Raw genomic sequence first — 23,713 nt, 5'->3', positions numbered from 1 at the left:
CAGTGGCCAACCTCGACTGTGCTTAATCTGCGGCACACTTGGAGCATGACGGTACAGCCCGATCGCTCTGCAATGGCCCAGAGGACAGCGGCACTGTGCGCCCTGCTCGGCTCGTCGGGCAACGTGCGGCGGCTGCCCGAGGTCCAGGCGGCGGCCGAGCGTGCGCTGACCCTGCTGCGGTCGGGCGCGGACGCCGCCGTGCTGGCGGCTTGCTACGACGACCTGGACCACGTGCTACGCCAGGCCGGGGACGCACGCGGGCTACTCAACGAATCCCGGGGCGCAACTACTCCCGGCGTTGCGACGCACATCAAGGTGGCTGTGTGCCCGGGACAGGCCCGCTGCAGCCGACTGGAACGGGCCCGCGACCTGCTGCCCGCCCCGCACTGTGCGGTCCACGACACCCGTATGCGCAAACGGCGTCTGCGCCCCGAAGAGTGACCCCCGGGCCGCCGACCTCATGAACCCACTCCTCGCCACCCTGGGCAGCAAACTCACCGAACGCTGGCTGAACCTGCTGGTGCTGCCCGGCGCCCTCTTCCTCGCCGTCACAGCCATCGGCACCACCCTGGGGCACCGCCACTGGCACGACGTCGACCGGCTGCGCGCCACCCTGGACGACCTCGCCGCCCGCCCCGCACTCGACCGGACCGGCACCGCCGCACTCCTGGCGGCGCTCGTCCTGCTCACCGCGGCCGCGGCCTCACTCGCCGCGCAGTTCCTCGGCGGCGCGATCGAACGGTACTGGCTGCGCTTCGGCCGGGACCCGCTCTCGCTCGCCCTCACCGCACGACGCGAGCGGCAATGGAAGGAAAGGGACGCGAAAGTCGAGGAGGCCGTCGCACACGCCAACCCGACCGCTGCCGGAGCGAACGGCGCGGTGACGATCCCGAGAAGCACATTTGTGCGGATCCAAGCCCTCACCGAGGCCCGCGACCGCATCGCGCTGTGCAAACCGACCCGCCCCACCTGGTACGGCGACCGCATGCAGGCGACGGCTGACCGCGTCGAGGCCGCCTACGGCGTGGACCTCGCCGCCCTGTGGCCGCGGCTGTGGCTGATCCTCCCCGAGCCCGCCGGACGGCAGATCCAGTCGGCCCGCGACTCCTTCAGCGCCGCGGCCCGCCTCACAGCCTGGGCCGCGGGCTACGCCCTGCTCGCCTGCTGGTGGTGGCCGGCCGCCCTGGTCGCCGTCGGCTGCGGGGCCGTGGCCCGTTCCCGCGCCCGGACCGGGCTGGACGCGCTCGCGGGCCTCATCGAGGCGGCCGTCGACGTGCACGGCCGGGAACTGGCCACTCGCGTCGGCCTGATCACGCCGGACGCGACGGGGCTGCTGACTCATGAGACGGGAGACGGGATGTCGGAGGTCTTCAGAAAGACCGACTGATGCTCATGTACGTCACGGTGGCTTTGGCTCCGTACAGCACAAGTACTGTCACGAGCCGCAGGCGGCTCCATCCCGGTGCTGAGCAGGGAGATTACGACCTGGGCGCCTGAAGCAAGTGGTCACTCGAAACGAGCCGCACCCAGCCATCATCGCCACCCGCCCCTGAACCCCCGCCTCTCATGCTGCGGCCTGGCCACCTCTCATCACGCGGCCAGGCAGTAGGGAAGCCTTGAGACACTCCCGCGCTGGAACAGGTTGACAGACCGCATAACGCCTTCGTTCAGCCAGTACGACCAGGGCGGGTCGTCGTCGTGGGGGCCGCGGGCGTACTCGGTGCGCGCGGTGGTCTTGGACAGGGCACGGGCCGCGCGGGCGTGGAGCATCGACTTCACGCGCGGGGTGGTCTTGCGGGCGGTGGCGTCCTGCGCGGTGCGCACCAGGTCGACGGCTTCCTGGGGGTTGCCCTTGGAGTAGACCTGGATCGCCATGAAGGCGAGGGTGTTGGCGCCGACCTGGTGGTCGCCGGCGCTCGCGGAGGCGCGCAGCGCGGTGATGTAGAAGCGCTGGGCGCGGGCGTGGTGGCCGGTGTCGAACTGGAGCCAGCCGCACATGCGGGCGGACTCCGCGAGCAGGGACAGCAGCCGGTGTTCGAGCGGCCCGTGCTGTCCGGTCTGCGCGGCCAGGCCGTTGAGGAGTTCGTACTCGGCGACGGCGGTCTGGCGTAGCCGGGCGCCCCCGAGGACGTCGTCCAGGCGGCGCAGGTCGTCCAGGCGCTGCTCGAGTACGTCCAGCAGCGCCGGAGTGAGGCGGGTGTTCGCGGCGGCTTTGGCCGGGACGGCGGGTAAGGCGGCGGCCGGTTCGGCGAGCGCGAGACTCCAGCTGGTGGCTAGGCCGCTCAGCGTGGCTCCACTGGCGATGAGAAATCCCCGTCGGTCCTGCATGGAGCCTCCCCGAGCGGCAGCGGCTACTGCTGTCACGGTACCCGCCAGGGTCCAGGGGCTGTCGAGAACGGGACGGTCAACGGGGAAGGCGAGCAGCAGAAAGTCCGGCCATCCCAGCTCGGTGACGGCCTCGCGGGGGATGCCGTGGAGGCGGCCCATGGCGTACCGGGCGGGCAGCTCGGGGGAGTTGACGCCGTTCTCCCAGCGGGAGACCTTCTGCCGGCCCTTGGCCATCCGGCCGTAGCCGAGGGCGAAGTGCACATCGTCAAGGCGGTCCAGGTACTGCGCGCCGGTCAGCCCGAGTCCGGCGCGCAGAGCGGTCAGCGGGTGAGGTAAGAGCTGGTCGGACATCGCGGGTCCCCCTCCGCACGACTTCCTGATGATCCGTCACGGTAGCGAGTCGGGCACGCGCTGTGCAGAACTGCGGGCCACGGTCCGCAACACCTCCGCAACAGCCTTTTCCTTCCCGGCGGCGGGGCGTTGGCGGTGACATGAACGGCATCCCGATCCCCACGCGAGGGAGTGCCGATGTCCGATTCACAGCCGCCGCTGGTGTCCGTGGTCGTCAGCGCCCGCGGCAACACCCAGCAAGTACGGAACCTCCTGGACGCCCTGCAACCGCGCCAACGGCCTGATCAGCATGTTCCGGCCCTGGTCCGCCGAAGGCGTCTCGGGCAAGAACCCCGTCTACCACGTCGGCAAGCTCTACAACCTGGCCGCCGCCGAAGCCGCGCGCCGCCTGCACGAGGAAACGGGGCTGGACTGCGCGGTCGCGCTGGTCTCCCAGTCCGGCCGGGACCTGACCGACCCCTGGCAGGCGATCGTGCAGACCTCCGGCCCAAACCCCATCGGCGCCGCCCGCGTCCGGCAGGTGCTCGCCGACGTCATGGCCGACCTGGGCACGCTGCGCGAGCAACTGCTGGACGGAAAGCTGGCCACCGCATGAGCGCGCCCGCCACCGACGACGTCACCGGGCGGTTCGTGCCCTGCCTCAACCCGGCCACCCTCAGAGGCCTCCCGCTGCCCGAGTTCCTCGCCCTGGCCGCCGGCGCCGGATTCCCCACGGTCGAAGTGTCCGTCCAGCAAGCCCAAGCCCACGGCACCGCCCGGTTATGCGACCTGCTCCAGGAGCTCGGAGTAAAGGTGGCCGCCGCGAGCGGCATCCTGCCCGCCGGCCCCGTCCTGCCCGCCCCACTGCTGGTCGACCCGGACACCTACCGCACCTGCCTGGACGGACTGGACGACCGCCTTCAGGCCATGGCCGCGCTGGGCTGCACCGTCGCCACGACCGTCCTCAACCCCCGCTCCCCGCTCGACACCACCCGGGCGCGGGCCCTCGCACGGGAGCGGATCGCCCAACTCGCCACCGCCGCCGCGGCGCACGGAATGTGGCTCGCCGTCGAAGCCGTCAGCATCCGCACCGGACTGCCTGCTGAGCTCCCGCACCCGGTCGTCGACAACCTGCCCCAACTCGCCGAACTGCTGGACGACACCGGCACGGATCACGCGGGCGTGCTGGTCGACTCCTTCCACTGGGCGGCCGCCGGAGCCGACCCCGCCCACATCACCGCTCTCGGACCCGGCCGCATCACGCACGTGCAGATCGCCGACATCCCGGCCGGCCACACCGCGAGTGTCACCGACGCAGAGCGCCTGTTCCCCGGCGACGGGGCTCTGCCCTGGCCGGCCTTCGCCGACGCCCTGGCCCGGGCCGGGTACGACGGTCCGGTGTCAGTGGAGCTGTTCAACCCCACCGTGCGGTCGCTGCCCGCAGGCGAGATCGCCCGCCTGTCCCACCACGCGGCCACCCGCTGCTGGACCCCCGCGAAGGCAGGCCCCCGATGACCCCCACCCCCACCATCAGCCCCGCCGTACGGCCGTGGCGGCTCGCGGTCGCCGGATGCGGCGCCGCAGCCTTCGGCCTCCACCTCCCGCTCCTCACCCGCTCCGACGCGTTCGACGTGACCGCTGTCGCCGACCGCGACCCCGCACGCGCCCGCACCGCACAACAGCGGTTCGCCGTGCCCCGCACCGCGAGGCGGGTCGGCGACCTGCTCACCGACACCGACGTGCTGGTGATCCTCACCGGCGTGCACGAGGACCTCATCGAGGAAGCCCTGGACGCCGGCGTCCACGTCGTCACCGAGAAACCCGTCTGCCTGGACGCCGTACGCACCCGCAAGCTCGCCGCCCGGGCCCGGGACGCCGGGCTGCTCCTGGAGGTCGGAGCGATGCGCGCCCACGAACCCGCGCTGCACGCGGCCCTCGCCCACGTGCCCGAACCCGCTGGAGGCTGGCTGGTGAAGGCCGACGGCGTTGACGAAGCCGCGCGCCGCCGCCTGCTCCCGGCCGGCTTCGCCCCGTACAACTTCGACCAGGACCCGCCCCAGCCCGTTCCCGACTACCTCGCCCCGCACCAGGTGACGGCGCTGCAGATCCTGCTGTGGCAGGGCTACCACCTGCTGACCGCGCTGCTCCTGGCCGTCCCCGGCACCACCGCCACCGCGTGCAGCCTCGATCCCGCCGGGCAGTCCGTCCACGCGCTCCTGCACGGTCCGGGCGGACAGCCGTTCACCCTGGTCATCTCCGCGACCCCGGCCGGGGTCTTCCGCGAGCAGATCCACCTCGCCGACACGGCCGCGGCCGCCACCGTCGACTTCGCCCGCCCCTACGAACCGGCCGCCGCCACCCGGCTCACCACCGCCGACGGCACACAGAGCGGCTTCGGCGACCCGTTCACCGCCATGTGGGCGTCCGTCGCCGCCCGCCTGTCCGGCCAGCACCCCGCAGACCTGCCGACCAGCGCCGACCTCGCCCTGCGCGTCGAAGACCTCGCCCTTGCCCTGGCCGGCCTCACCCGCACACGGAAGGAAGCCCGATCGTGAACGCCCCCGTACTGGTCCTGGACGGCCCGCCCGGAGCGGGCAAAACCTCCCTGCTCGCCCGCATGGTGTGCGCCCTGGGCGACGACACCCTCTGGTTCACCGAGCCCAACGCCCGCCTGTCCTGCGGCCTCGCTGCACCGGTGCACCCCAGCCCGGCCGGACACACCTTGTGGTTCCTTCGGCACGAACTCGACAAGGCCCGCGCCATGCAGCGCCTTGCCGCAGACCCCGACACCCGCCTGCTCATCTCCGACCGCAACCACCTCGGAGCCCTCGCCTACTGCTACGCCACCCGCGCAGAGGACTCCCTGCCCTACCGCACGGCCCGCGACTTCTACGCCCGCCGGATCGCCCCCGAACTCCCGGAGACGGTCCTCACCGCGATCCTCCTGGTCAGCCCCGACCAGAGCCTGACCCGCCGCGGCAACGTCGCCGTACTCCCGCGCTGGAAGCAGTGGTTCGACGAAGGCCTCCTTCAGCGGCTGCACCGCTTCTACACCGACATCGCGCCCTCGCTGTGCCCCACCCCGCCGACGGTCATCAACACCGACGGCGCCACCCCGGAGACCGTCCTCGCCCAGGTCGCCGGAGTGCTCGCGGACGCCGGCCTCGATCAGACCGCGCGACGCCTAATGGGAGCTACGGAGCCGGCGAATGCTCGGTTCCGTAGCCGCCAGCAGGTGAGCACTATCGACGCCGGAAGCTGTGACTTCTGAGGTCAGACCGTGCCCCTGCTGGTGGCCGGGAGGCTGTGGACCGACCGCGCAGGCGACGAGTTTCCACGCTTCGAAGCGCCGGTCCCGACCGCGGCCCGCACTCTCACCGAAGACACCGAGCTTCGAGGCTGCTTCATGGGAAAGGGCGACCGTGTGATCCTGAACTGGACGGCGGCCGACCGCGACCGGAAAGGTTCCCCGATCCCGACGTTCTGGACCTTCGTTCGGGACAATCTCTCCAGGCATGTGGCCTCCGGGGCTGGGATCCACCGCTGCCTCGGGGCTCACCTCGCACGTCGCGAACTCCGCCTCGCGATCGTGGCGGTCTGAGCTTGTTCTTCATGGCCTGAGCTGGTCACGTTCGGCGATGGTCTCGGGCCGCCTGGCCGTTTTGCCCACGTCGTAGCGGGTGGCGGGGTGACGGTTCTTCGAGCCGAGCGGTCTGCCTGGGCCGGGCCGGTTGGGTTTCGGTGCACGGGCGTCGGCGTGGGGAGGTACCCGACACCTTCGGCGGACAGTCCCACAGGGTCTCCCGCGCGGGCACGAGAGGCGAACGCCGAGGCGGGGCCCGCGTCGCCGTGCAGGGCGAACTCGATGTCCAGTTCGCACTCGTCGGGACGGAAGGCGCGCACGGTGTTTGCGCACCCAGGGGCGGGTGGCCGGCCGCATGACCAGGTACTGCGCCAGCCAGCCGTTGTGCGAGGCGGTTGGCATGGCGAGTTCCTGCTGGCAGTCGCGGCGGAAGAACAGCCGGCAGGCCTGGCCGAACCCCATGGGGGTGAAGTCCGCCAGGTCGGGGCCCTGGATGGTGGGGTGACAAAGCTCGGGCTCGTGCGTTCGGTGCGCGAGACCGCGGCGCGGAGCATCCTCCGCTGGGCCGGCGCCTGGACCAGGCTGGGACGGGCACCGAGATCGACGCGGGCAGGTTCGTGACGGTCGGCCAACGGGCTCACACTGTGAGCACGTCGCGGGCCCTTACCGGCTGGCCCGTCTCGAAGGACTGGTTCGCCGCCAGCCCCGTGACGAGGGACCGGGCTCCGTCGGCCGCGTCGGCTGCCCGGCCCAGGGGATCCGGGGCACGCTCTCCGAAGAGGTCGGCGAGCATGCGTACGTCTCCGCCGCCGTGGCCGCCCTCGCCAGTGGCGACCTTCAGCTCGCGCGGACGCTCCCAGAACCGGCGCAGCAGCAACTCGGTGCGCCCTGCCCCGTCGTCGGCCAGCTCACCGTGCAGGACCGCGGAGGTGCCGTCCGTCCGCACGTCGGGGCGGGTCCAGGTGGACTCCTCGACCAGCAGCTCAAGGCGTCCCTCGCTGCCGCTGAAGGCGATCCGGTAGCCCTCCCAGGGCGAGTAGGCGGTGAGGTGGTACGTCAGAGTGGCACCGGAGGCGTAGCGGACGAGGACCGCCATGTCGTCCTCGATGGTCACTCCGGGTGCGAAGACGTTTTGGTCGCGGTGGTAGCCGTCCTCGTGCTCGGCATCCAGATACAGCGACTTGAGCACGGGCGAGTCGGCCAGGCGTACGGCGAAGGGGTCGCCGTCGGCCGCCGGGGAGCCGTGGGCGCGGGCGTAGGGGCGGGCCAGACCGCGGCGCCGGCCGGCCTCGTCGCCGTAGAAGAAGAGGCCGCCCTGCGCGTACACGGTCTCGGGCTCGCTGCCCAGCCACCAGTTGACCAGGTCGAAGTGGTGCGTCGCCTTGTGCACCATCAGGCCGCCGGAGTTGGCCTTGTCGCGGTGCCAGCGGCGGAAGTAGTCGGCGCCGTGCCGTAGGTCGAGCAGCCACTCGAAGTGCACCGAGCCGACCTCGCCGATCTCACCGGCGGCGAGGCTCTCGCGTACGGCCGAATGCACCGGGTTGTAGCGGTAGTTGAAGGCGACCCGCACCTCGCGTCCGGTGCGTCGCTGGGCGTCGAGGATGCGGCGGGCGCGGTCGGCGTCGGTGGTCATCGGTTTCTCGGTGACGACGTCGCAGCCCGCTTCCAGGGCCTGGACGATGTAGCGGTCGTGGGTGCGGTCCACGCTGCACACCACGACGAGGTCGACGCGTTCGCGGCGCAGCATCTCCGTGAAGTCATCGGCCGGGTAGGCGGGCACGGAGGTGTCGAGCCAGCCGTTGTGGACGGCTGTCCGGTGGGCGTTGATATCGCAGAGGCCGACCAGCTCGATCCGGTCCGCGTAGGGAGCGTTCGGACCGGCGAGCGCCTGGGTGAAGAGCCGGGCGCGGGCACCCAGTCCCACTATGGCGCAGCGGCGGCGGTGTGTGGTGCCCGAGGTCATGCGGTCTCCGTTCGGGAAGGCGGGAACGACAGCGGCCGCCAGGTGTCGGCGGCCGTGGCGGCGAGAGCGAGTGGGCCGAGCACGATCAGCAGGAGGACGGGGGACATGGCGAGCAGCACGGCGGCTGCCACCACGGACCCGGCCAGCAGCGCGAGGACGAGCGGCTGTTGGGGCATCGAGCGGAACACGGCGATGCCGACCGTCCGCCAGGCGGTGGCCTCGCGCCAGCCGGCCGCGCACCGCAGCGCCAGCGCCGCCACGACTGCGGTGGCCACGGCGACGGGGGCGCCCAGGCCGGGCCCGTGGGCGTCCAACGCGAGTGCGTCCAGCCACAGCAGGGCCAGCACGGCGCTCGGGACCAGCCAGACGGCGTACCCCGAGCGCAGCACCCGGCGAAACGCCGCGATCAGCTGACTTAGTGTCATTTCTGATCCGCCGTAGGCCTGTTGGCGCAGCACCGTGCAGCCGGCGACCAGGGCCGGGAAGGCGGTGACCACCGGGAGCGAGCAGACCAGCAGGAACACGCCGAGCAGCAGACAGTCGGCGAAGGGAGCGAACCAGGAACGGCGCATGTCGGCGTCACCCCTTCAGCCCGGACGTCTGGACGCCCTCGACCAGCAGCCGCTGGAAGGCGAGGAAGAACAGCAGCACGGGGACGAGCGTGAGCACGGACATGGCGAACATCGGGCCGTAGGCGGCGCTGCCGGACTGGTCGACGAACATCCGCAGGCCCAGCTGGAGTGTGTAGGTCTGCGGGTCGGCGAGATACATGAGCTGGGGGAGGAAGTCGTTCCAGCTCCAGATGAACGAGAAGATCGTCGTGGTGACCAGGGCGGGCTTGAGCAGCGGCATGATGACGTGCCAGAAGGTGCGGTACGGGCCGCAGCCGTCGAGCACCGCCGCCTCGTCGAGTTCGCGGGGCAGGCTCCGGATGAACTGGACGATGAGGAAGACGAAGAACGCCTCGGTGGCCAGGAACTTCGGCAGGATCAGCGGCAGGTAGGTGCCGACCATGCCCAGCTTCTGGAAGATGATGTACTGCGGGATCAGTACGACGTGCAGCGGCAGCATGAGCGTGCCGATCATGACCGCGAAGTACAGGCCGCGACCGCGGAAGCGGAGCCGGGCGAAGGCGTAGGCGGCCAGCGAGCACGACAGCACGTTGCCGACGACCGTGCCGACCGAGATGAGCAGCGAGTTGCCGAACAGCCGCCACAGCGAGATGCCGCTGACCCCGTCGGCCGCCTTGGCGTAGTTGCCCGGGGTGAAGACCTCGGGGACGGGGTTCAGATTCGAGATGATCTCGGTGCCGGACTTCACCGACGCGGTGAGCAGCCACAGCACCGGGTAGAGCAGGACGAGCCCGATGGCCACGCAGACGATGTGCCAGAGCGCGCCACGCAGGGGAGCGGTGGCCGTGGCCGTGGGTGCTGCTGTGGTGGTCATGACGCGTCCTCCTGTCCGTAGAAGACCCACATTCGGGAACTGCGGAAGACGAGGAACGTGACCAGTGCGATGACGGCCAGCAGGACCCAGGCCATCGCGGAGGCGTATCCCATGTGGAAGTTGGTGAAGGCCTGTTCGTACAGGTAGAGCGAGTACAGGAGCGTCGAGTCCGAGGGGCCTCCGGTACCTCCGCTGATCACGAACGCGGAGGTGAAGGACTGGAAGGAGTGGATGATCTCCAGGATCAGGTTGAAGAAGAGGACCGGCGTCAGCATCGGCAGGGTGATGGAGAAGAAGGTGCGCATCCGGCCGGCGCCGTCGATCGAGGCCGCCTCGTACAGCTCTTTCGGTATCTGTGTCAGCCCGGCGAGGAAGATCACCATGGGGGCGCCGAACTGCCAGACGGTCAGCGTGATCAGTGGGTACAGGGCGTAGTCCGGATTGTCGGTGAGGCCGCCGATATGCAGACCGAAGAAGGCCATGGAGCGGTCGGTGAACCCGCCAGTGGCGAACAGGGAACGCCATACCAGGGCGACGCTGACACTCGCGCCGAGCAGTGACGGGGCGTAGAACGCGGCACGGTACAGGCCGACGCCGCGGCGGGCTCGGTTCAGCAGCAGCGCCACGGCGAGCGCGGCGGCGAGCTTGAGCGGGGCACCGACGAGGACGTATCGCAGGGTGACGCCTATGGAGGCGAGGAACCGGTCGTCCTCCAGCATGTACCGGTAGTTGGCCAGGCCGACCCAGTGCGGGGCGGTGAAGAGGCCGTAGTCGGTGAACGACAGGTACAGCGAGGCGAGCATCGGCCCCAGGGTCAGTGCGACGATGCCGATCAGCCAGGGGGCGAGGAAGACATGTGCCGAGAGGGCGGGTGAACGGCGGCGTCCGGCCGAGGAGTTGTCGTCGGTGACGCCGCCGCGTGGTCGGCGCAGCGTGCGAGGCGTGGCGGTTGCCTGGGCCATCGTGGGTTGCTCCTCCACAGTGAGGATGGATGACGGCGGCAACGTTTGCATGCGTCTCTGGCTGCGGCAAGAGGGGCGACGTGACCTATTCATTCCCTGTTTCTTTGGGAGTTGGCATTGACGCGGCTCCATCGGCCCGCGTAACTTCCGGGCCATCCAGAAACAAGATGGCAACGTTTGCACTGCTCCTCCGCCCCTGCTCCGGTTCTCCCGCCGCCCCCCCTCCCCGTCGAGCGAAGGCCCGCGATGCCAGCAATACGCCGTATGCCCACCTCTGCCTCCACCCCGCCCTCGCCCCCGCCCTCGCCCTCGCGCCGCCGGGTGCTCACCTCGCTCGGCGCCCTCGGTCTTGGCGCGGCCACCGCCGGCTGCGGCGCCGGACAGACGTCTGCCGATGGCACGGTGACGCTCAACTTCCAGTGGTGGGGCGGCGACGACCGCAATGTCGCCACCGCCAAGGCGATCCGGCTCTTCGAGCGCCGCCATCCGAAGATCAAGGTCACGACCTCGTTCAGCGGATACCAGGCCTACTTCCAACGGCTCGCCACGCAAGTCGCGGCCAACAGCGGCCCCGACGTGCTGCAGATGGACTACTACGAGCTGCGCGCGTACGCCGCCGACGGACTGATCGCCAACCTGGACGGATCCGAGTTCTCCGGCGTCTCTCTCGGCCAGATACCCCGCAACTATGTGAACGGCAACCGGCTGGGCGACAAGCTGTACGCGGTGCCCACGGGGATCTCCACCCAGGCGCTCTTCGTCGACCCCGCGATCTGGCGCAAGGCGGGCATCGGCCTCCCGAAGGCCGGCTGGACCTGGGACGACCTCCTGGCCGAGGTGGGACCGGCCCTGAAACGGGCCGCGCCCGACAGGGCCGCGATCACCGACTTCGGCGGCTACAGCGAGACGTTCAACGTCTGGCTCGTCCAGCGCGGCAAGTCGATCTACAAGGCCGACGGCTCGCTCGGCTTCACCGTCGCCGATCTCACCGCGTTCTGGGAGCTGACCGCACGACTGCGGGACAAGGGCATCTTCACCCCGCCCAACGTGACCGCCTCCTACGACGGTTCGACGGACAGTTCCCCGCTGGTACGCAAGCTGGCCACCGCCGAGTTCAACATCACCTCCACCGCCACGCCCTACTTCCAGGCCTACGGCGACGTCGCGGCCATCCCCTTCCCCACCCTCTCCTCCGGCGCGCCGCTCGGGCTGACCGCAGGCGCGGGAGCGATGTGCGTACAGCAACGCTGCGCACACAAACGGGAGGCGGCGCTGCTACTCGACTTCCTGCTCAACGATCCGGCCGCGGGCGGGATCCTCGGCGTGGTGCGCGGACTGCCGCCCAACCGGGGGGTCATGGACCGTCTCGCCTCCAGTCTCACGGGCGGTGACCGCGTCGTGTACGAATACGTGGTCGCGCTGGAGAAACGGTTCGCGTCGGCTCCCGTACCCCCGTCCGGTTCCGATGAGGACAAGCTGGAATTCAGGCGGGTCTACGAGGATCTGCTCTTCGGCAAGCAGGACGTACGGGGGGCCGCGGCCAAGATGGTCGACAAATACCACACGACCGTCCCTCAGGGCTGAGTTGCGTACCGGAGGCTGTCGCGCATGATCATTCGGGAACTACGGGTCACCCCTACAGCCTTCCGAGATCCCCCACTCCTCAATGCCGACGGCGTGCACGAACCCCATGTGTTGCGCGCGGTCCTCGAATTGGTCGTGGACGACGGCCGCGGCGGAGAAGTGACGGGCCTGAGCGAGTGTGTCGGGCACGCCTGGCAGCTGGACTGGCTGGAGTTGGCGGGCTCGCGCCTGTCCGGCACCGGTGTGTACGAGACGGCGGGGCTGTCCCGGCTGGTCGGGGAACTCCTGGCCGGGCGCGCGGATGGCGTCGCGTACGGGCCCGACGCACCCTGGCGGCGCTGGGCCGACCGTACCGGCTCGACCGGGTCTCGCGGGCCGGCCCCGATTCCCGCGCCCGCCTTCGACGTACGGCGTGTGTACGCGGCGCTGGAGGTGGCGTGCCTGGACGCGCAGGGGCAGCTGGCGGGCGTACCGGTGGTCGACCTGCTGGGCGGCCGGGTTCGCGACGCCGTCCCCTGCAGCGGCTACCTGTTCTACAAGTGGGCCGGACACCCGGGCGCGGGCGAGGACGAATGGGGTGCGACTCTGGACCCGGGAGGCATCGTCGCCCAGGCGAAGCGCATGGTGGACCGGTACGGATTCCGGTCACTGAAGCTGAAGGGCGGGGTCTTCCCGCCTGACGAGGAGATCGCGGCGGTCCAGGCGCTGCGCGCCGCGTTCCCGGACCACCCGCTGAGGCTCGACCCGAACGCCGCCTGGACCCTGGAGACCGCTCTGTGGGCGGTCCGCGAGCTGGAGGGTGTCCTCGAATACCTGGAGGACCCGGTGGCCGGCGTCGAGGATATGGCTGCCGTCGCTGCGCGTACTTCGCTCCCGCTCGCCACGAACATGTGCGTGACCTCGCTGGAGACCGTACGCCCCGCACTGGAGCGTGGAGCCGTACGGATTGTGCTCGGCGACCACCACATCTGGGGCGGGCCGCGCGCCACCGTCGCGCTCGGTGCCGTGTGCGAGGCCGTCGGCTGGGCGCTGTCCATGCACTCCAACTCGCACCTCGGGATCAGTCTCGCCGCCATGACCCACGCGGCGGCGGCCACGCCCGCGCTCGACCACGCCTGCGACACGCACTACCCGTGGAACGCGGCGGAGGACGTAGTGGTGCCGGGCGCGCTGACGTTCATCGATGGATCGGTGCAGGTGCCGCGCGGTCCGGGACTCGGCGTCGAGCTCGACCGCGCCGCGGTGGACCGGCTGCACGCCACGTACCTGTCGCTGGGACGCGAGCACCGCGACGACGTGGCGTATCTGCGCAGCGTGGTACCGGAGTTCGACCCGACGCTGCCCCGGTGGTGAACTCTGGTTGGCCAAGGACATGGAGGAAACATGACCGCACCCCTGTTCAGGGACCCCATCCACGACGGTGCGGCGGATCCCACCGTCATCTGGAACCGCGCCGAACGCCAGTGGTGGATGGTCTACACGAACCGCCGGGCCGACGCGCCCGGCTCGCGCCAGTCCTGGTTCCACGGCACCGACCTGGGTGTCGCGTCCTCTGCCGACCGGGGAGCGAGCTGGACCTACCGGGGGACCGTCCCCGGTCTGGAGTGGGAGTTCGGCCGGAACACGTTCTGGGCCCCGGAGATCCTCTGGCACGAGGACCGATACCACATGTACGTCAGCTACATCCGCGGTGTCCCCGCCTACTCGGGCCGGGACACCCGCACCATCCATCACTACACCTCGGCCGACCTCGTGCGATGGGAGCACCACGGGCCGATCTCCCTCGACACCAGCCAGGCCATCGACGCCTGCGTCCACCCGAAGCCCGGCGGCGGATTCCGCCTCTGGTACAAGGACTCGGTCGCTGGCCAGCACACCTACGCGGCCGACAGCGACGACCTCTACACCTGGCGCACTGTTGGCCCGGTGATCACGGAGATCCCGCACGAGGGGCCGAACGTCTTCGAACTCGGCGGACACACCTGGCTCGTCATCGACGCCTGGGACGGCCAGCGGGTCTACCGGTCGGACGACCTGGACACGTGGGAGCGCCGCGGGATCATCCTCGACAAGAGCGGCTCACGCCCGGACGACCAGGGCCCGGCCCTGCACGCCGACGTCGTCGTGCACCCGAACCGCCAGGAGCCCGGCGGCCCCGGCGACTCGGCCACGATCTTCTACTTCACCCACCCGGATCGCGAGGGCCGCGACGAGGAGACGTACGCGGACCGCCGGTCGGCCATCCAGGCCGCCACACTCCGCGTCGCAGACGGGACGCTGGTGTGCGACAGGGACGCGGACGACGAGATCGACCTCGGCATACCGGACGACTGAGGCCCTGAGGCCTCCAGGAACTCGGTGCGCGGTCGCGCGGTCCGCTACGGCTGCCCGATCGCCGCCGTCGACCCGCGCACCACCAGATGCGTCGGCAACACCCGCTGCAACGGCTCGACATCCTCGCCCGCCGGGGTACCGAGAATGCGGAACAGCAGATCGACTGCGGCCCGCGCCGCATGCGCCTTGGGTACATGGACCGTGGTGAGCGGCGGCGCGGCCATCCCGGCCAGCGCGATGTCGTCGCAGCCCACCACACTCATCTCGTCCGGCACCCGCACCCTGCGCGCGGTGAACCGGCTGATCAGACCGAAGGCGACGATGTCGTTGAAGGCCACCACCGCGGTCGCCCCGCTGGCCAGCACCACGTCGGCGGCGCCGGTGACGCCGCCGTCGAAGTGCGGGGCCACGCTGCCGACCTGGATGATCTCGACCTTGTCGGACGTCGACATGGCGTCGATCCCGGCGGCCCTCTCCTGCGCGGTCCACGTGCTGCGGGGGCCGCCCACATAGGCGATGCGGCGATGACCGAGGGCATGCAGGTGGGTCAGCGCGTCCGTCATGCCCTCGACCAGGTCGGCGGTGACACTGGCGAAACCGGGCTCCTTGCGGTGCAGCAGGATGATCGGCTTGTCGGTGACGCGGTTCAGTGAGCGCAGTTCCTCGCTGCTCAGCTGCGGAGCGGCCAGCACCAGGCCGTCCACCTCGGGGGTGAGCGTCCGGATCGCGTCCATCTCCAGGCCCTCGTCCCGTTCGGTGTCGCTGACGAACACCGTGTGGCCCAGTCCTCGGGCACGGGCTTGTACGCCCTTGCAGATGTCCGCGAAGAACGGGTTGAGCAGGTCCGGGACGATCACACCCACATGTCCCGTACGACCGGTGATCAGGCCCCGCGCGGCCCGGTTCGGCCGGTAACCGAGCCGATCCGCGGCGGCCCGTACCCGCTCGCGCGTGACCTCACTCACCGTCCCCCCGGGCGCGAGCGCCCGGGATACCGTGGACGGGGAAACCCCGGCCTCCTTCGCGACTTCCCGAATCGTCACCTGCACGTGCCGAGGTTGACACCCTTGCCCGCGAGCGTCAACGCGTGATCGCGAGCAGGTTCTGCACCCCAATGTCGAGGAACTGCTTGATCACGACCGTGTGGGCGTGCGGTGGGAGACAGGCTGAACGGCAAGGTGGCGCTGATCTCCGGCTCCACCCGGCGCAAGGAGTCCGGCGCCATCGCCTTCAACATGGTGCTGCTCGCCCTCGCGGTCGTCGTCGCCTGGGGCCGCTTCGGCCCGTACGCCTTCTGAACCCCCTTCTCAACCGTAGATCCCCCACTGGTGACAGGAGTTTGTGTCATGCAGATCCGTTTGCTCGGCTACCTCGGCTTCGAGTCCCCCCGCCAAGAGGCCGATCAGTAGCTGGGCGGCGATGGTGCCGAGCTGCCCGATCATCAGCATCGGACACCGGTTTTTCCTCCGCAACAGGTAGATGCCGACGAAGGTGGCGAGCGGCTAAACGAGGAGGGGGCCGAGGTTAACAGTCGCGCTCTACTGGTGCGCTCTAGTAGGAGTACTATCACTCTGTTCAAATGTCATGTCAATAGATTGTTGCCGGGAGATTTCCTAGCCGCCTGAGCTTGTACGGGAGACGAGCGGGTGCCGGTAGCACGGGAGGACGGTTCACGCGTGGACTCAACGGGTAAACGGCGGCCCACGATGGCGGACGTCGCTGCCAAGGCGGGGGTGTCGAGGGCGTTGGTCTCTATCATTTTCCGCAACCAGCCAGGGGCGAGCCGGGAGACCCGCGACCGGGTACTGCTCGTCGCCGACCAGATCGGCTACCACCCCGACAGTGCTGCCCGGCTGCTTGCGCGGGGCCGCAGCCGCACGCTCGGTGTGATGTTCACCGTGCACCAGCCCTTTCAGGCAGACCTTGTCGAGGGCATCTACCCGGAGGCCGAGCGCCTTGGCTACGAGGTCCTGCTCTCCGCCAACGCACCCGGCCGCAACGAGGCCAAGTCGATCGAGGCGCTGCTCAGCCACCGTTGCGGGGCGCTGATCCTGCTTGGGCCGGCGGCCGGCACCACGGACCTGGATGCCCTGGGCCACCGCACAGCGACCGTTTCGGTCGGTCGGAGGGTGCCGGGCGCGCACGTCGACAGCGTCCGTTCGGCCGAGAGTAAGGGCGTTCGGCAGGCCATGGCCCATCTCGTCGAGCTGGGCCACCAGCGCATCGTGCACGTCGACGGTGGTAGGCAGTCCGGCTCGGTGGAGCGGCGCCGCGCCTACCGCGACGCGATGCGTCGAGCCGGCCTGACCGGGGAGATCCGGGTGATTCCGGGCGCTCATGACGAGGACGCGGGCATCGAGGCTGGGCGCCTGTTGCTTGCAGAACGTGACCGGGGGCTCGCTCTGCCTACGGCCATTCTCGCGGGCAATGACCGGTGCGCGATGGGCCTGTTGATGACCTTTACCCGGGAGGGCGTGGACGTCCCCGGCGAGGTGTCGGTCGTCGGCTACGATGACAGTCACCTGTCGCATGTGATGCCGATCGGGCTGACGACGGTTCGTCAGGATGCGGTTCTCATTGCCGAGTACGCGGTGCGGTTCGCTGTGGAGCGGCTGGAAAGCGGTGAGTTGGAGCCGCGTGAGGCGGTGCTGGATCCAAAACTGGTGGTACGGGGGACGAGCGGGCCGCCGCGGGAAGGGTGACCTGTACACCTCCAGCGCCGCGGCGAGCGTTCTTCTCTCCGCGAGCAGCGACTCGAGGCGATGGCGAGCGGTATGCGCGCCAGTCGATGTCTACAAGCGGCGGGAGCTTCCGCAGGGCTTCGGGCAGCTCAACGATGCCGCGCTGGACGTACCGTCGCGGGCCCACCGCAGGACGGCAGCGCGGCCCAGACGCCACTTGTCGCAGAACTGCGAGAGGAAGTCGTCGAAGCGATCGCCGCCTACGCTGGCTTCCCCGCCGCACTCAACGGCATGACTGTCGCCCGCGAGGTGTTCTCTGAAAACCCTGCCGGATGGCGAATCTCTGCGTCAGAGGGTCAGGTGGTCCAGCACCAAGCAGTCGAGTGCCATGGTGGGGCTCGGTGGTAAAGGCGTGGTTGATCGCCTCGCGGGCAACAGCCACTACGTACGCCGTCGAACACACCGAGCAGCCGTTCGAACTCGGCCCGGTACTACTCCTGCTCCAGTCGTTCCTGGCCCTTATGGTGCAGGAATCTCGATACCCGCCGCCACGAATGCAGAACCGCATAAGAGCCCCGCTTTCGGCGTCCCCAGGCCGGTTGAGCGGGGCTCGTCGTTTCGTAGCGACTCGGCGGTTCTGGCCGGGGTGGTGACACCCAGAGTGGCCGAAGTGCACATCCTACGGACCAACCTAGTCGCATCCGGTCACCTGTGTGGCGGCTGGCCGCTTCCGGCCCGCAGCCCTCCGTCGACTGGCAGGACTACACCGGTGACGAACCGCGCGTCGGAGCCGGCGAGGAAGGCGATCACGTCAGCGACCTCGGCCGGCTCGGCTGCCCGGCCCATCGGGATGCGCCGCAGAAACTCCGCGACATCCTCCGGTGGGATGTCCGCGGTCGCGTCGGTGGAGGTCAGCGACGGAGCGACGGCGTTGACCCGCACCCCCTGCGCGGCAAACTCGACCGCCAGTGAACGGGTCAGGTTGACCACCGCACCCTTGGCCGTGTTGTAGATGGTCATGCCTCGGTCGCCGCCGAGGCCAGCCACCGAGGCGACGTTGACGACGTTCCCACGATGTTCCATCAGGAACGGCAACACCGCCTGGGTGACCAGTACGACGGACTCCACGTCCGCTGCCATCACCTCGCGCCACTCGGACACGGACACGGCAGGAAACACCCCACTCCGTGAGATCCCGGCGTTGTTGACGACCACGTCGATACGCCCGAACGTCTGCATGGTCGCCGAGACCATGGCCTGCACCGAGTCGATGTCCGTGACGTCACAGATCGCAACCAGCGCGCCAGAACCGCTGATCAGCCCGGCGGTCTCCTTCAACGCAGACTCGCGTCGGCCGGCGAGTGTGACGCGGTAGCCGTCAGCGGCCAACCGCAGTGCCGTCGCCCGTCCGATTCCCGAGCCGGCGCCGGTAACAATCGCGACGCGGCTCTCGCCGCTGTCGCGATGTATGCGGTTGTGCTGCACAGCGTCTCCTCGCACTCGTGGACACGCCTCTGAGCGAGGCTTTCCGTTGACGTGAGCCTGCCGGGGTCGATCCTGGCAAACCTCTACTTGACCGGCCAATGACAATACGTCAACGATCCAGGACGGGGACCTTGGAAAAGCGTGGGTCAATCGGCCACCGGTCTCCCAAGACCGTCGGAGGGGTTCGCCCTCGGGCATGGCCACAGCCGTAACGCGATCTACGCCCGGCCCGCCTGCCACCAGGCCGCCTACAGGGCCCGCAAGCAGGTACGAACGGCTTCTGGTTCTCGTAGCGAGCGAGGGGTCCTGGTCGCCGTGCAGCAGGAGCGTCGGGCAGGTGATGCGGTGCTTGCCCGGGTCGAAGCGCAGGCCGTCCATGACCTCGGCCACTCGGCCCAGGAGGATCGCAGCCCCAAGGCTTCGACCGCATTGACCTCTCCGCGCCCCGGAGCGGTGGCGGAAAGCAAGACGCATGGCCCATCCGCTCGGCCTCCGGGTAGACGCCCCGCCAAGGTCCGCGTGGAAGGGGTGGCGCAAGGCGATCGTCACGCCCAGCAGGCGGCTACGGCCACGTGCGAGCAGCCGGCCGCCTGGCGGGGCGGTAGCCGATCTCGTCGGCGACCCATACCACGCGCTCCCTGCCGTCGCGGCAGCATCCGCCGTGGTGGGACACTGCCCGCTCGACACATCCACCGGTCCGCCCTCCTTCTGTGGCCACCCGAGACCAAGGCATGGTCAGCGTCCCTTGCCCCTTGCTCGCGCAGCGCCTCGACGCCCAGAAAGTTCGTGGCGAAGCTATTGACATGACATTTGAATGACGCCATCGTACCGCTCTAGAGCGCGCTAGTAGAGCGCTCGAAATCAGTCTGTCATCCCCACCTCACATCTCGGGGTCAGCGGGAGCCGAGAGGACACCATCGTGAAACTGTTTGAAGTGCCTGCGGGGGGGACGCATCGGAGCGGGCGCTTCGCTCGGCGAAGCTCCCGATTGATCGACGTCGCCCCCTATGGCTAGGGCACCAACCTGTTCCCCCACCCTTGCCGAACTCCACCCCTGAAACAACACATGACAGGAGACGGCCATGGACGTCAAGGACGACGCCACCCAGGCCCGAATGCCATCCACCCTCGTCGACGACGCCCCGCCACCCGTCCGTCGGCGGCTACGGATCATCACCGTCATCGCCACCTTCGGCGGACTCCTCTTCGGCTACGACACGGGCGTCATCAACGGCGCCCTGCCGTACATGACCGACGACCTGGGCCTGACCCCGTTCACCGAGGGCCTGGTCACCAGCTCGCTGCTGCTCGGTGCGGCGTTCGGCTCGCTCTTCGGTGGCCGGCTGTCCGACGCGCGCGGCCGGCGCGGCAACATCCTGCTCATCGCCGTGGTGTTCTTCTTCGGAACGCTCGGCTGCACCCTGGCCCCGAACACCGAACTGATGGTCGTGGCACGCTTCGTGCTGGGACTCGCCGTCGGTGGTGCCTCGGTGACCGTGCCGGTGTACCTGGCGGAGATCTCGCCCGCCGAGCGCCGTGGTCGCCTGGTCACCCGCAACGAGCTGATGATCGTCAGCGGTCAGCTGGCGGCGTTCACCTTCAACGCGATCATCGCCAATGTCGGCGATGAGTCGGCCAGCATCTGGCGCTGGATGCTCGTCGTCGCGACCCTGCCCGCGGTAGCGCTGTGGTTCGGCATGCTGGTCATGCCGGAGAGCCCGCGCTGGCTCGCTTCGAAGGCCCGGTACGCGGACGCGCTGGCAGTCCTGAAGCAGGTCCGCTCCGAGCAGCGGGCCGAGGCCGAGCTCAGCGAGGTCACGGCGATGGCCGTCGAGGACGAGAAGGCGAAGCTCGGCGGCTGGGACGACCTGAGGGTGCCGTGGGTGCGCAAGCTGGTCCTGGTCGGCATCGGCATCGCGATCGTCATGCAGATCACGGGCGTGAACACGATCATGTACTACGGCACACAGATCCTCACCGACGCCGGCTTCGCCGCGGACAGCGCGCTGACCGCGAACATCGCCAACGGCGTGATCTCCGTGCTGGCCACCTTCGTCGGTATCTGGCTGCTCGGCCGCGTCAACCGGCGCCCGATGCTGATGATCGGTCAGCTCGGTACCATCGCAGCCCAGTTGCTGATCGGCGTGTTCTCCCTGGTGCTGCCTGCCGGTGACGGCCGCGCGTTCGCGGTTCTCGCCATGACCGTCACCTTCCTCGCCTTCCAGCAGGGCGCGATCTCCCCCGTGACCTGGCTGATGCTTTCCGAGATCTTCCCGCTCAAGATGCGGGGCTTCGGTCTGGGCATAGCCGCCTTCGCCCTGTGGATCACCAACTTCCTCATCGGGCTGGGCTTCCCGGTCCTGGTCGACGCAGTCGGCGTGTCCAACACCTTCTTCGTTTTCGTCGCCCTGGGTGTCCTCGCGGTGACCTTCGTGAAGCGGTACGTGCCCGAGACGCGCGGCCGCACGCTCGAAGGCCTGGAGCACGAGCTCAAGGCACGTTTTTCCTGAACACTCCCCGCCCGGGGCACATGCGCCCGGGGCGTAGAAAGGAACCCCCATGACTATGCGCGTAGGAGTGATCGGGGCCGGCTGGATCGGTCAGGAACACATCCGTCGTCTCACTGAGACCGTGACCGGCGCCCAGGTCACCGCGGTCACCGATATCGACGCCGCGCGCGCCGAGGAGGCCGCGGCCCGGGTCGGCGCCCGGGTGTTCGCGAGCGGCGGTGAACTGATCGCGGCAAACGACGTCGACGCGGTGCTCGTCACCTCCTGGGGCCCCACCCACGCGGAGCACGTGCTGGCCGCGATCGCTGCCGGCAAGCCGGTCTTCTGCGAGAAGCCCCTGGCCACGACGGTCGAGGACTGCCTGCGGATCGTGGAGGCCGAGATGGCGCACGGCCGACGTCTCGTCCAGGTGGGCTTCATGCGCCGCTACGACCAGGGCTACCGGCAAATGAAGCAAGCCATCGACTCCGGCCGCATCGGCGAGCCGCTGATGGTGCACTGCGCTCACCGCAACCCGTCCGTGCCGGAGTCGTACACCTCCGACATGGCCGCGCTCGACTCGGCGGTTCACGAGATCGACGTACTGCGCTGGCTCCTCGACGACGAGATCGTCTCCGCCCAGGTGGTCCTGCCGCGCTCCACGAGCAAGCGGTACCCGCACCTGAAGGACCCGCAGATCATGCTTTTCGAGACCGCGAAAGGCGTCCGCATCGATCTCGAGGTCTTCGTCAACTGCCAGTACGGCTACGACATCCAGTGCGAGACCGTCGGCGAGAAGGGCCTGGTCCGGCTACCCGACCCGGCCACCGTCGGTGTCCGCACCGCCGGACAGCACAGCACGGAGGTGCTCACCGACTGGGTGGGCCGCTTCGCCGACGCCTTCGACACCGAGTTCCGCGAGTGGATCTCGAACCTCGCGGCGGGCAACGAGCCCACAGGCCCTTCTGCCTGGGACGGCTACGCCGCGACCGTCATCTCCAACGCCACCGTCGAAGCACGGAAGTCGGGCCGCACCGTCGATATGGACATGAAGCCCCGTCCCGCCTTCTACACCACCCGGAGTGCCTCGTGAAGATCGCCCTCGACCCCTACATGTTCCGCGCCCTGCCGATCGACGACATGGTGCGCACGGTTGCCGAACTGGGCTATGAGTACATCGAGTTGTCGCCCCGCGACGATTTCATGCCGTTCTTCCTGCACCCGCGCGCGGACGACGAGCGCGTCGCGGAGTTCAAGCAGTCCCTGCGCCGGCACGGCGTGCAGCTGTCGTCCGTCCTGCCGCTGTACAAGTGGTCCTCGCCGGACGAGACCGAGCGGCAGGCCGCCGTCCGCTACTGGAAGCGTATGATCGAGATCACCTCCGACCTCGAATGCCCACTGATGAACTCCGAGTTCAACGGCCGCCCAGAACGGGCCGCCGAGAGCGAGGCCGCCTTCTGGCGCTCGCTGGAGGAGCTAATGCCGATCTTCGAGCGGGAGGGCATCGCCCTCAACCTGGAGGCCCACCCAGACGACTTCTGCGAGGAGAGCACCCCCGCAGTCAACCTCGTCCGGGCGATCAACAAGCCGTGGGTGAACTACCTCTACTGCGCCCCGCACTCCTTCCACCTGTCCGGCGCCGACCCGACGGCGGACATCGGGGCGATGATGCGCTACGCCGGCGACAAGCTCCAGCACGTCCACATCGCCGACTCCTTCAACCACAAGGGATCGTCGGGCCTGCGCTACATCCTCAACCCGCCCGGCACCCCGGCGCGTATCCACCAGCACCTCGACATCGGCCAGGGCGAGGTCGACTGGGATGCCTTCTTCGGCACCCTGCGCGAGCTGAACTTCGACGGCGTCGCCACCGCCTGCGTCTTCGCCTGGGAGGAACGGGCCCGCGAGTCATCGGCATTCATGCTGGACCGCATCCGCAAGGAACTCGCCGCCTGAAGCCTGGTGGAGCGCCCAGCGGCCCTTCCTGACCGACCTCTGCCACTAGCCTTAGGCTAGGCCGTCGCGCGGGTCAACACGCGGTTCTGCACGGTCGGCGCCCGGTCCTCGCCAGGTGACTCCAGTCCGCGCCCGGAACATCTCCTGGTCGAGGAGAAATCGCACGCAAGATCCGACGGAAAGGACCATCCCCCTCCCTCTGGGTACGGGGATGGTCCTTTCCGTCGGCTCGGGGACTGCGCCAGCGTCAGCTGTGCGACGTCCGGGCTGAGGTTGTCGTAGTTCTGCGGGCCGAGGTAGGTGACCTTGCCGCCCCGCCTTCACCAGCTTCGTCGCGGCCTCAACCGCTTGACTGCGGAGCAGAACGGTTCGTCGGACTTGCCGCGATGACGTAGATGGAGTTCTTGCTGCTGCTCTTCGTGCCGGACGTCGATCCGCCCTCGGCCGGCGCCGTCGACTGAGCCCCTTCGCTTCCTCATGCTGTTGTCAACCGGCTGCGGAAGCTGGAAGCGTGACTTGGTAGCAGCGTCGGTCACGGATCAGGGCCCACAGGACGTTGACGCGTCGGCGGG

22 protein-coding genes and 2 pseudogenes are annotated in these 23,713 nt (G+C 69.3%); 15 read left to right on the top strand and 9 right to left on the bottom strand.

The window, feature by feature from the left end; all coding sequences use genetic code 11:
* Positions 1 to 72 precede the first annotated feature (72 nt).
* Both AB0D57_RS17875 and AB0D57_RS17870 read left to right on the top strand, forming a co-directional pair.
* Positions 73 to 441, top strand: a complete 369-nt coding sequence (locus AB0D57_RS17875; RefSeq protein ID WP_362072980.1) for a hypothetical protein — start codon at positions 73 to 75, stop codon at positions 439 to 441.
* Between the two features lie 19 nt (positions 442 to 460).
* Positions 461 to 1,387 (top strand): hypothetical protein, encoded by a 927-nt coding sequence (locus AB0D57_RS17870; RefSeq protein ID WP_362072977.1) that lies wholly within the window; start codon positions 461 to 463, stop codon positions 1,385 to 1,387.
* A gap of 203 nt (positions 1,388 to 1,590) precedes the next feature.
* Here the strand turns inward: AB0D57_RS17870 and AB0D57_RS17865 are convergent, their stop codons facing one another.
* Positions 1,591 to 2,679, bottom strand: a complete 1,089-nt coding sequence (locus tag AB0D57_RS17865) for a hypothetical protein (RefSeq protein WP_362072974.1) — start codon at positions 2,677 to 2,679, stop codon at positions 1,591 to 1,593.
* A 184-nt stretch (positions 2,680 to 2,863) separates the two neighbouring features.
* On the opposite strand from AB0D57_RS17865, the gene AB0D57_RS17860 reads away from it, so the two are divergent.
* Genes AB0D57_RS17860 through AB0D57_RS17840 form a run of 5 tightly spaced genes read left to right on the top strand, consistent with a single transcriptional unit; the run spans position 2,864 to position 6,259 of the window.
* Complete coding sequence (locus tag AB0D57_RS17860; protein WP_362073160.1) at positions 2,864 to 3,274, top strand: methionine adenosyltransferase; 411 nt, start codon at positions 2,864 to 2,866, stop codon at positions 3,272 to 3,274.
* A complete protein-coding gene (locus AB0D57_RS17855) occupies positions 3,271 to 4,173 on the top strand; it encodes a sugar phosphate isomerase/epimerase family protein (RefSeq protein WP_362072971.1) in 903 nt (300 codons plus the stop codon). The genes AB0D57_RS17860 and AB0D57_RS17855 overlap by 4 nt, the downstream gene beginning before the upstream one ends.
* Positions 4,170 to 5,213 (top strand): Gfo/Idh/MocA family oxidoreductase, encoded by a 1,044-nt coding sequence (locus AB0D57_RS17850; protein WP_362072968.1) that lies wholly within the window; start codon positions 4,170 to 4,172, stop codon positions 5,211 to 5,213. The genes AB0D57_RS17855 and AB0D57_RS17850 overlap by 4 nt, the downstream gene beginning before the upstream one ends.
* Positions 5,210 to 5,929, top strand: coding sequence for a hypothetical protein (locus tag AB0D57_RS17845; protein ID WP_362072965.1), 720 nt, complete (start codon positions 5,210 to 5,212; stop codon positions 5,927 to 5,929). Before AB0D57_RS17850 ends, AB0D57_RS17845 begins: the two co-directional genes overlap by 4 nt.
* A gap of 9 nt (positions 5,930 to 5,938) precedes the next feature.
* Positions 5,939 to 6,259, top strand: a complete 321-nt coding sequence (locus tag AB0D57_RS17840; RefSeq protein ID WP_362072962.1) for a cytochrome P450 — start codon at positions 5,939 to 5,941, stop codon at positions 6,257 to 6,259.
* 9 nt (positions 6,260 to 6,268) lie between these two features.
* Here the strand turns inward: AB0D57_RS17840 and AB0D57_RS17835 are convergent.
* The 6 genes and pseudogenes from AB0D57_RS17835 to AB0D57_RS17810 form a co-directional block, all read right to left on the bottom strand.
* Positions 6,269 to 6,529: pseudogene (locus tag AB0D57_RS17835) on the bottom strand (hypothetical protein); the annotation flags it as partial.
* Positions 6,499 to 6,795, bottom strand: a pseudogene (locus AB0D57_RS17830) (hypothetical protein); the annotation flags it as partial. The pseudogenes AB0D57_RS17830 and AB0D57_RS17835, both read right to left, overlap by 31 nt.
* An 83-nt stretch (positions 6,796 to 6,878) precedes the next feature.
* The gene (locus tag AB0D57_RS17825) at positions 6,879 to 8,204 is read right to left on the bottom strand and encodes a Gfo/Idh/MocA family oxidoreductase (protein ID WP_362072959.1); all 1,326 of its coding nucleotides are present in this window, start codon (positions 8,202 to 8,204) and stop codon (positions 6,879 to 6,881) included.
* Positions 8,201 to 8,776 (bottom strand): DUF624 domain-containing protein, encoded by a 576-nt coding sequence (locus tag AB0D57_RS17820; protein ID WP_362072956.1) that lies wholly within the window; start codon positions 8,774 to 8,776, stop codon positions 8,201 to 8,203. Before AB0D57_RS17820 ends, AB0D57_RS17825 begins: the two co-directional genes overlap by 4 nt.
* Before the next feature lie 7 nt (positions 8,777 to 8,783).
* Entirely contained in the window at positions 8,784 to 9,650 is an 867-nt protein-coding gene (locus tag AB0D57_RS17815) for a carbohydrate ABC transporter permease (protein WP_362072953.1), read from the bottom strand.
* The gene (locus AB0D57_RS17810; protein ID WP_362072950.1) at positions 9,647 to 10,612 is read right to left on the bottom strand and encodes a sugar ABC transporter permease; all 966 of its coding nucleotides are present in this window, start codon (positions 10,610 to 10,612) and stop codon (positions 9,647 to 9,649) included. Before AB0D57_RS17810 ends, AB0D57_RS17815 begins: the two co-directional genes overlap by 4 nt.
* A gap of 264 nt (positions 10,613 to 10,876) precedes the next feature.
* Between AB0D57_RS17810 and AB0D57_RS17805 the strand changes: the two genes are divergently transcribed.
* Genes AB0D57_RS17805 through AB0D57_RS17795 form a run of 3 tightly spaced genes read left to right on the top strand, consistent with a single transcriptional unit; the run spans position 10,877 to position 14,530 of the window.
* On the top strand, positions 10,877 to 12,196 hold the full coding sequence (locus AB0D57_RS17805; protein WP_362072947.1) for an ABC transporter substrate-binding protein: 1,320 nt from the start codon (positions 10,877 to 10,879) through the stop codon (positions 12,194 to 12,196).
* A gap of 24 nt (positions 12,197 to 12,220) precedes the next feature.
* Positions 12,221 to 13,549: an enolase C-terminal domain-like protein gene (locus AB0D57_RS17800; RefSeq protein ID WP_362072944.1), complete on the top strand. Its 1,329-nt coding sequence runs from the start codon at positions 12,221 to 12,223 to the stop codon at positions 13,547 to 13,549.
* A gap of 30 nt (positions 13,550 to 13,579) precedes the next feature.
* On the top strand, positions 13,580 to 14,530 hold the full coding sequence (locus AB0D57_RS17795; protein WP_362072941.1) for a glycosyl hydrolase: 951 nt from the start codon (positions 13,580 to 13,582) through the stop codon (positions 14,528 to 14,530).
* 44 nt (positions 14,531 to 14,574) lie between these two features.
* Here AB0D57_RS17795 and AB0D57_RS17790 read toward each other — a convergent pair whose 3' ends face one another.
* Positions 14,575 to 15,579, bottom strand: coding sequence for a LacI family DNA-binding transcriptional regulator (locus AB0D57_RS17790; RefSeq protein ID WP_362072938.1), 1,005 nt, complete (start codon positions 15,577 to 15,579; stop codon positions 14,575 to 14,577).
* Between the two features lie 105 nt (positions 15,580 to 15,684).
* On the opposite strand from AB0D57_RS17790, the gene AB0D57_RS17785 reads away from it, so the two are divergent.
* Complete coding sequence (locus tag AB0D57_RS17785; RefSeq protein ID WP_362072935.1) at positions 15,685 to 15,828, top strand: hypothetical protein; 144 nt, start codon at positions 15,685 to 15,687, stop codon at positions 15,826 to 15,828.
* 408 nt (positions 15,829 to 16,236) lie between these two features.
* Positions 16,237 to 17,232, top strand: coding sequence for a LacI family DNA-binding transcriptional regulator (locus AB0D57_RS17780; protein WP_362072932.1), 996 nt, complete (start codon positions 16,237 to 16,239; stop codon positions 17,230 to 17,232).
* Between the two features lie 684 nt (positions 17,233 to 17,916).
* Here the strand turns inward: AB0D57_RS17780 and AB0D57_RS17775 are convergent.
* Positions 17,917 to 18,696, bottom strand: coding sequence for an SDR family NAD(P)-dependent oxidoreductase (locus AB0D57_RS17775; RefSeq protein ID WP_362072929.1), 780 nt, complete (start codon positions 18,694 to 18,696; stop codon positions 17,917 to 17,919).
* 1,082 nt (positions 18,697 to 19,778) lie between these two features.
* On the opposite strand from AB0D57_RS17775, the gene AB0D57_RS17770 reads away from it, so the two are divergent.
* The 3 genes from AB0D57_RS17770 to AB0D57_RS17760 are packed head-to-tail and all read left to right on the top strand — an operon-like array spanning position 19,779 to position 23,141.
* Positions 19,779 to 21,206, top strand: coding sequence for a sugar porter family MFS transporter (locus AB0D57_RS17770; RefSeq protein WP_362072926.1), 1,428 nt, complete (start codon positions 19,779 to 19,781; stop codon positions 21,204 to 21,206).
* 49 nt (positions 21,207 to 21,255) lie between these two features.
* Positions 21,256 to 22,278 carry a Gfo/Idh/MocA family oxidoreductase gene (locus AB0D57_RS17765; protein WP_362072923.1) on the top strand — a complete coding sequence of 341 codons (1,023 nt, stop codon included), beginning with the start codon at positions 21,256 to 21,258 and terminating at the stop codon, positions 22,276 to 22,278.
* Positions 22,275 to 23,141 carry a sugar phosphate isomerase/epimerase gene (locus tag AB0D57_RS17760; protein WP_362072920.1) on the top strand — a complete coding sequence of 289 codons (867 nt, stop codon included), beginning with the start codon at positions 22,275 to 22,277 and terminating at the stop codon, positions 23,139 to 23,141. The genes AB0D57_RS17765 and AB0D57_RS17760 overlap by 4 nt, the downstream gene beginning before the upstream one ends.
* The last annotated feature ends 572 nt before the right edge of the window (positions 23,142 to 23,713 follow it).

The sequence above is a fragment of the Streptomyces sp. NPDC048275 genome (assembly GCF_040652275.1).
Lineage (GTDB): Bacteria > Actinomycetota > Actinomycetes > Streptomycetales > Streptomycetaceae > Streptomyces.
Note: the sequence above shows the minus strand (reverse complement) of the source record. Positions and strands in the feature narration are given on the sequence as shown.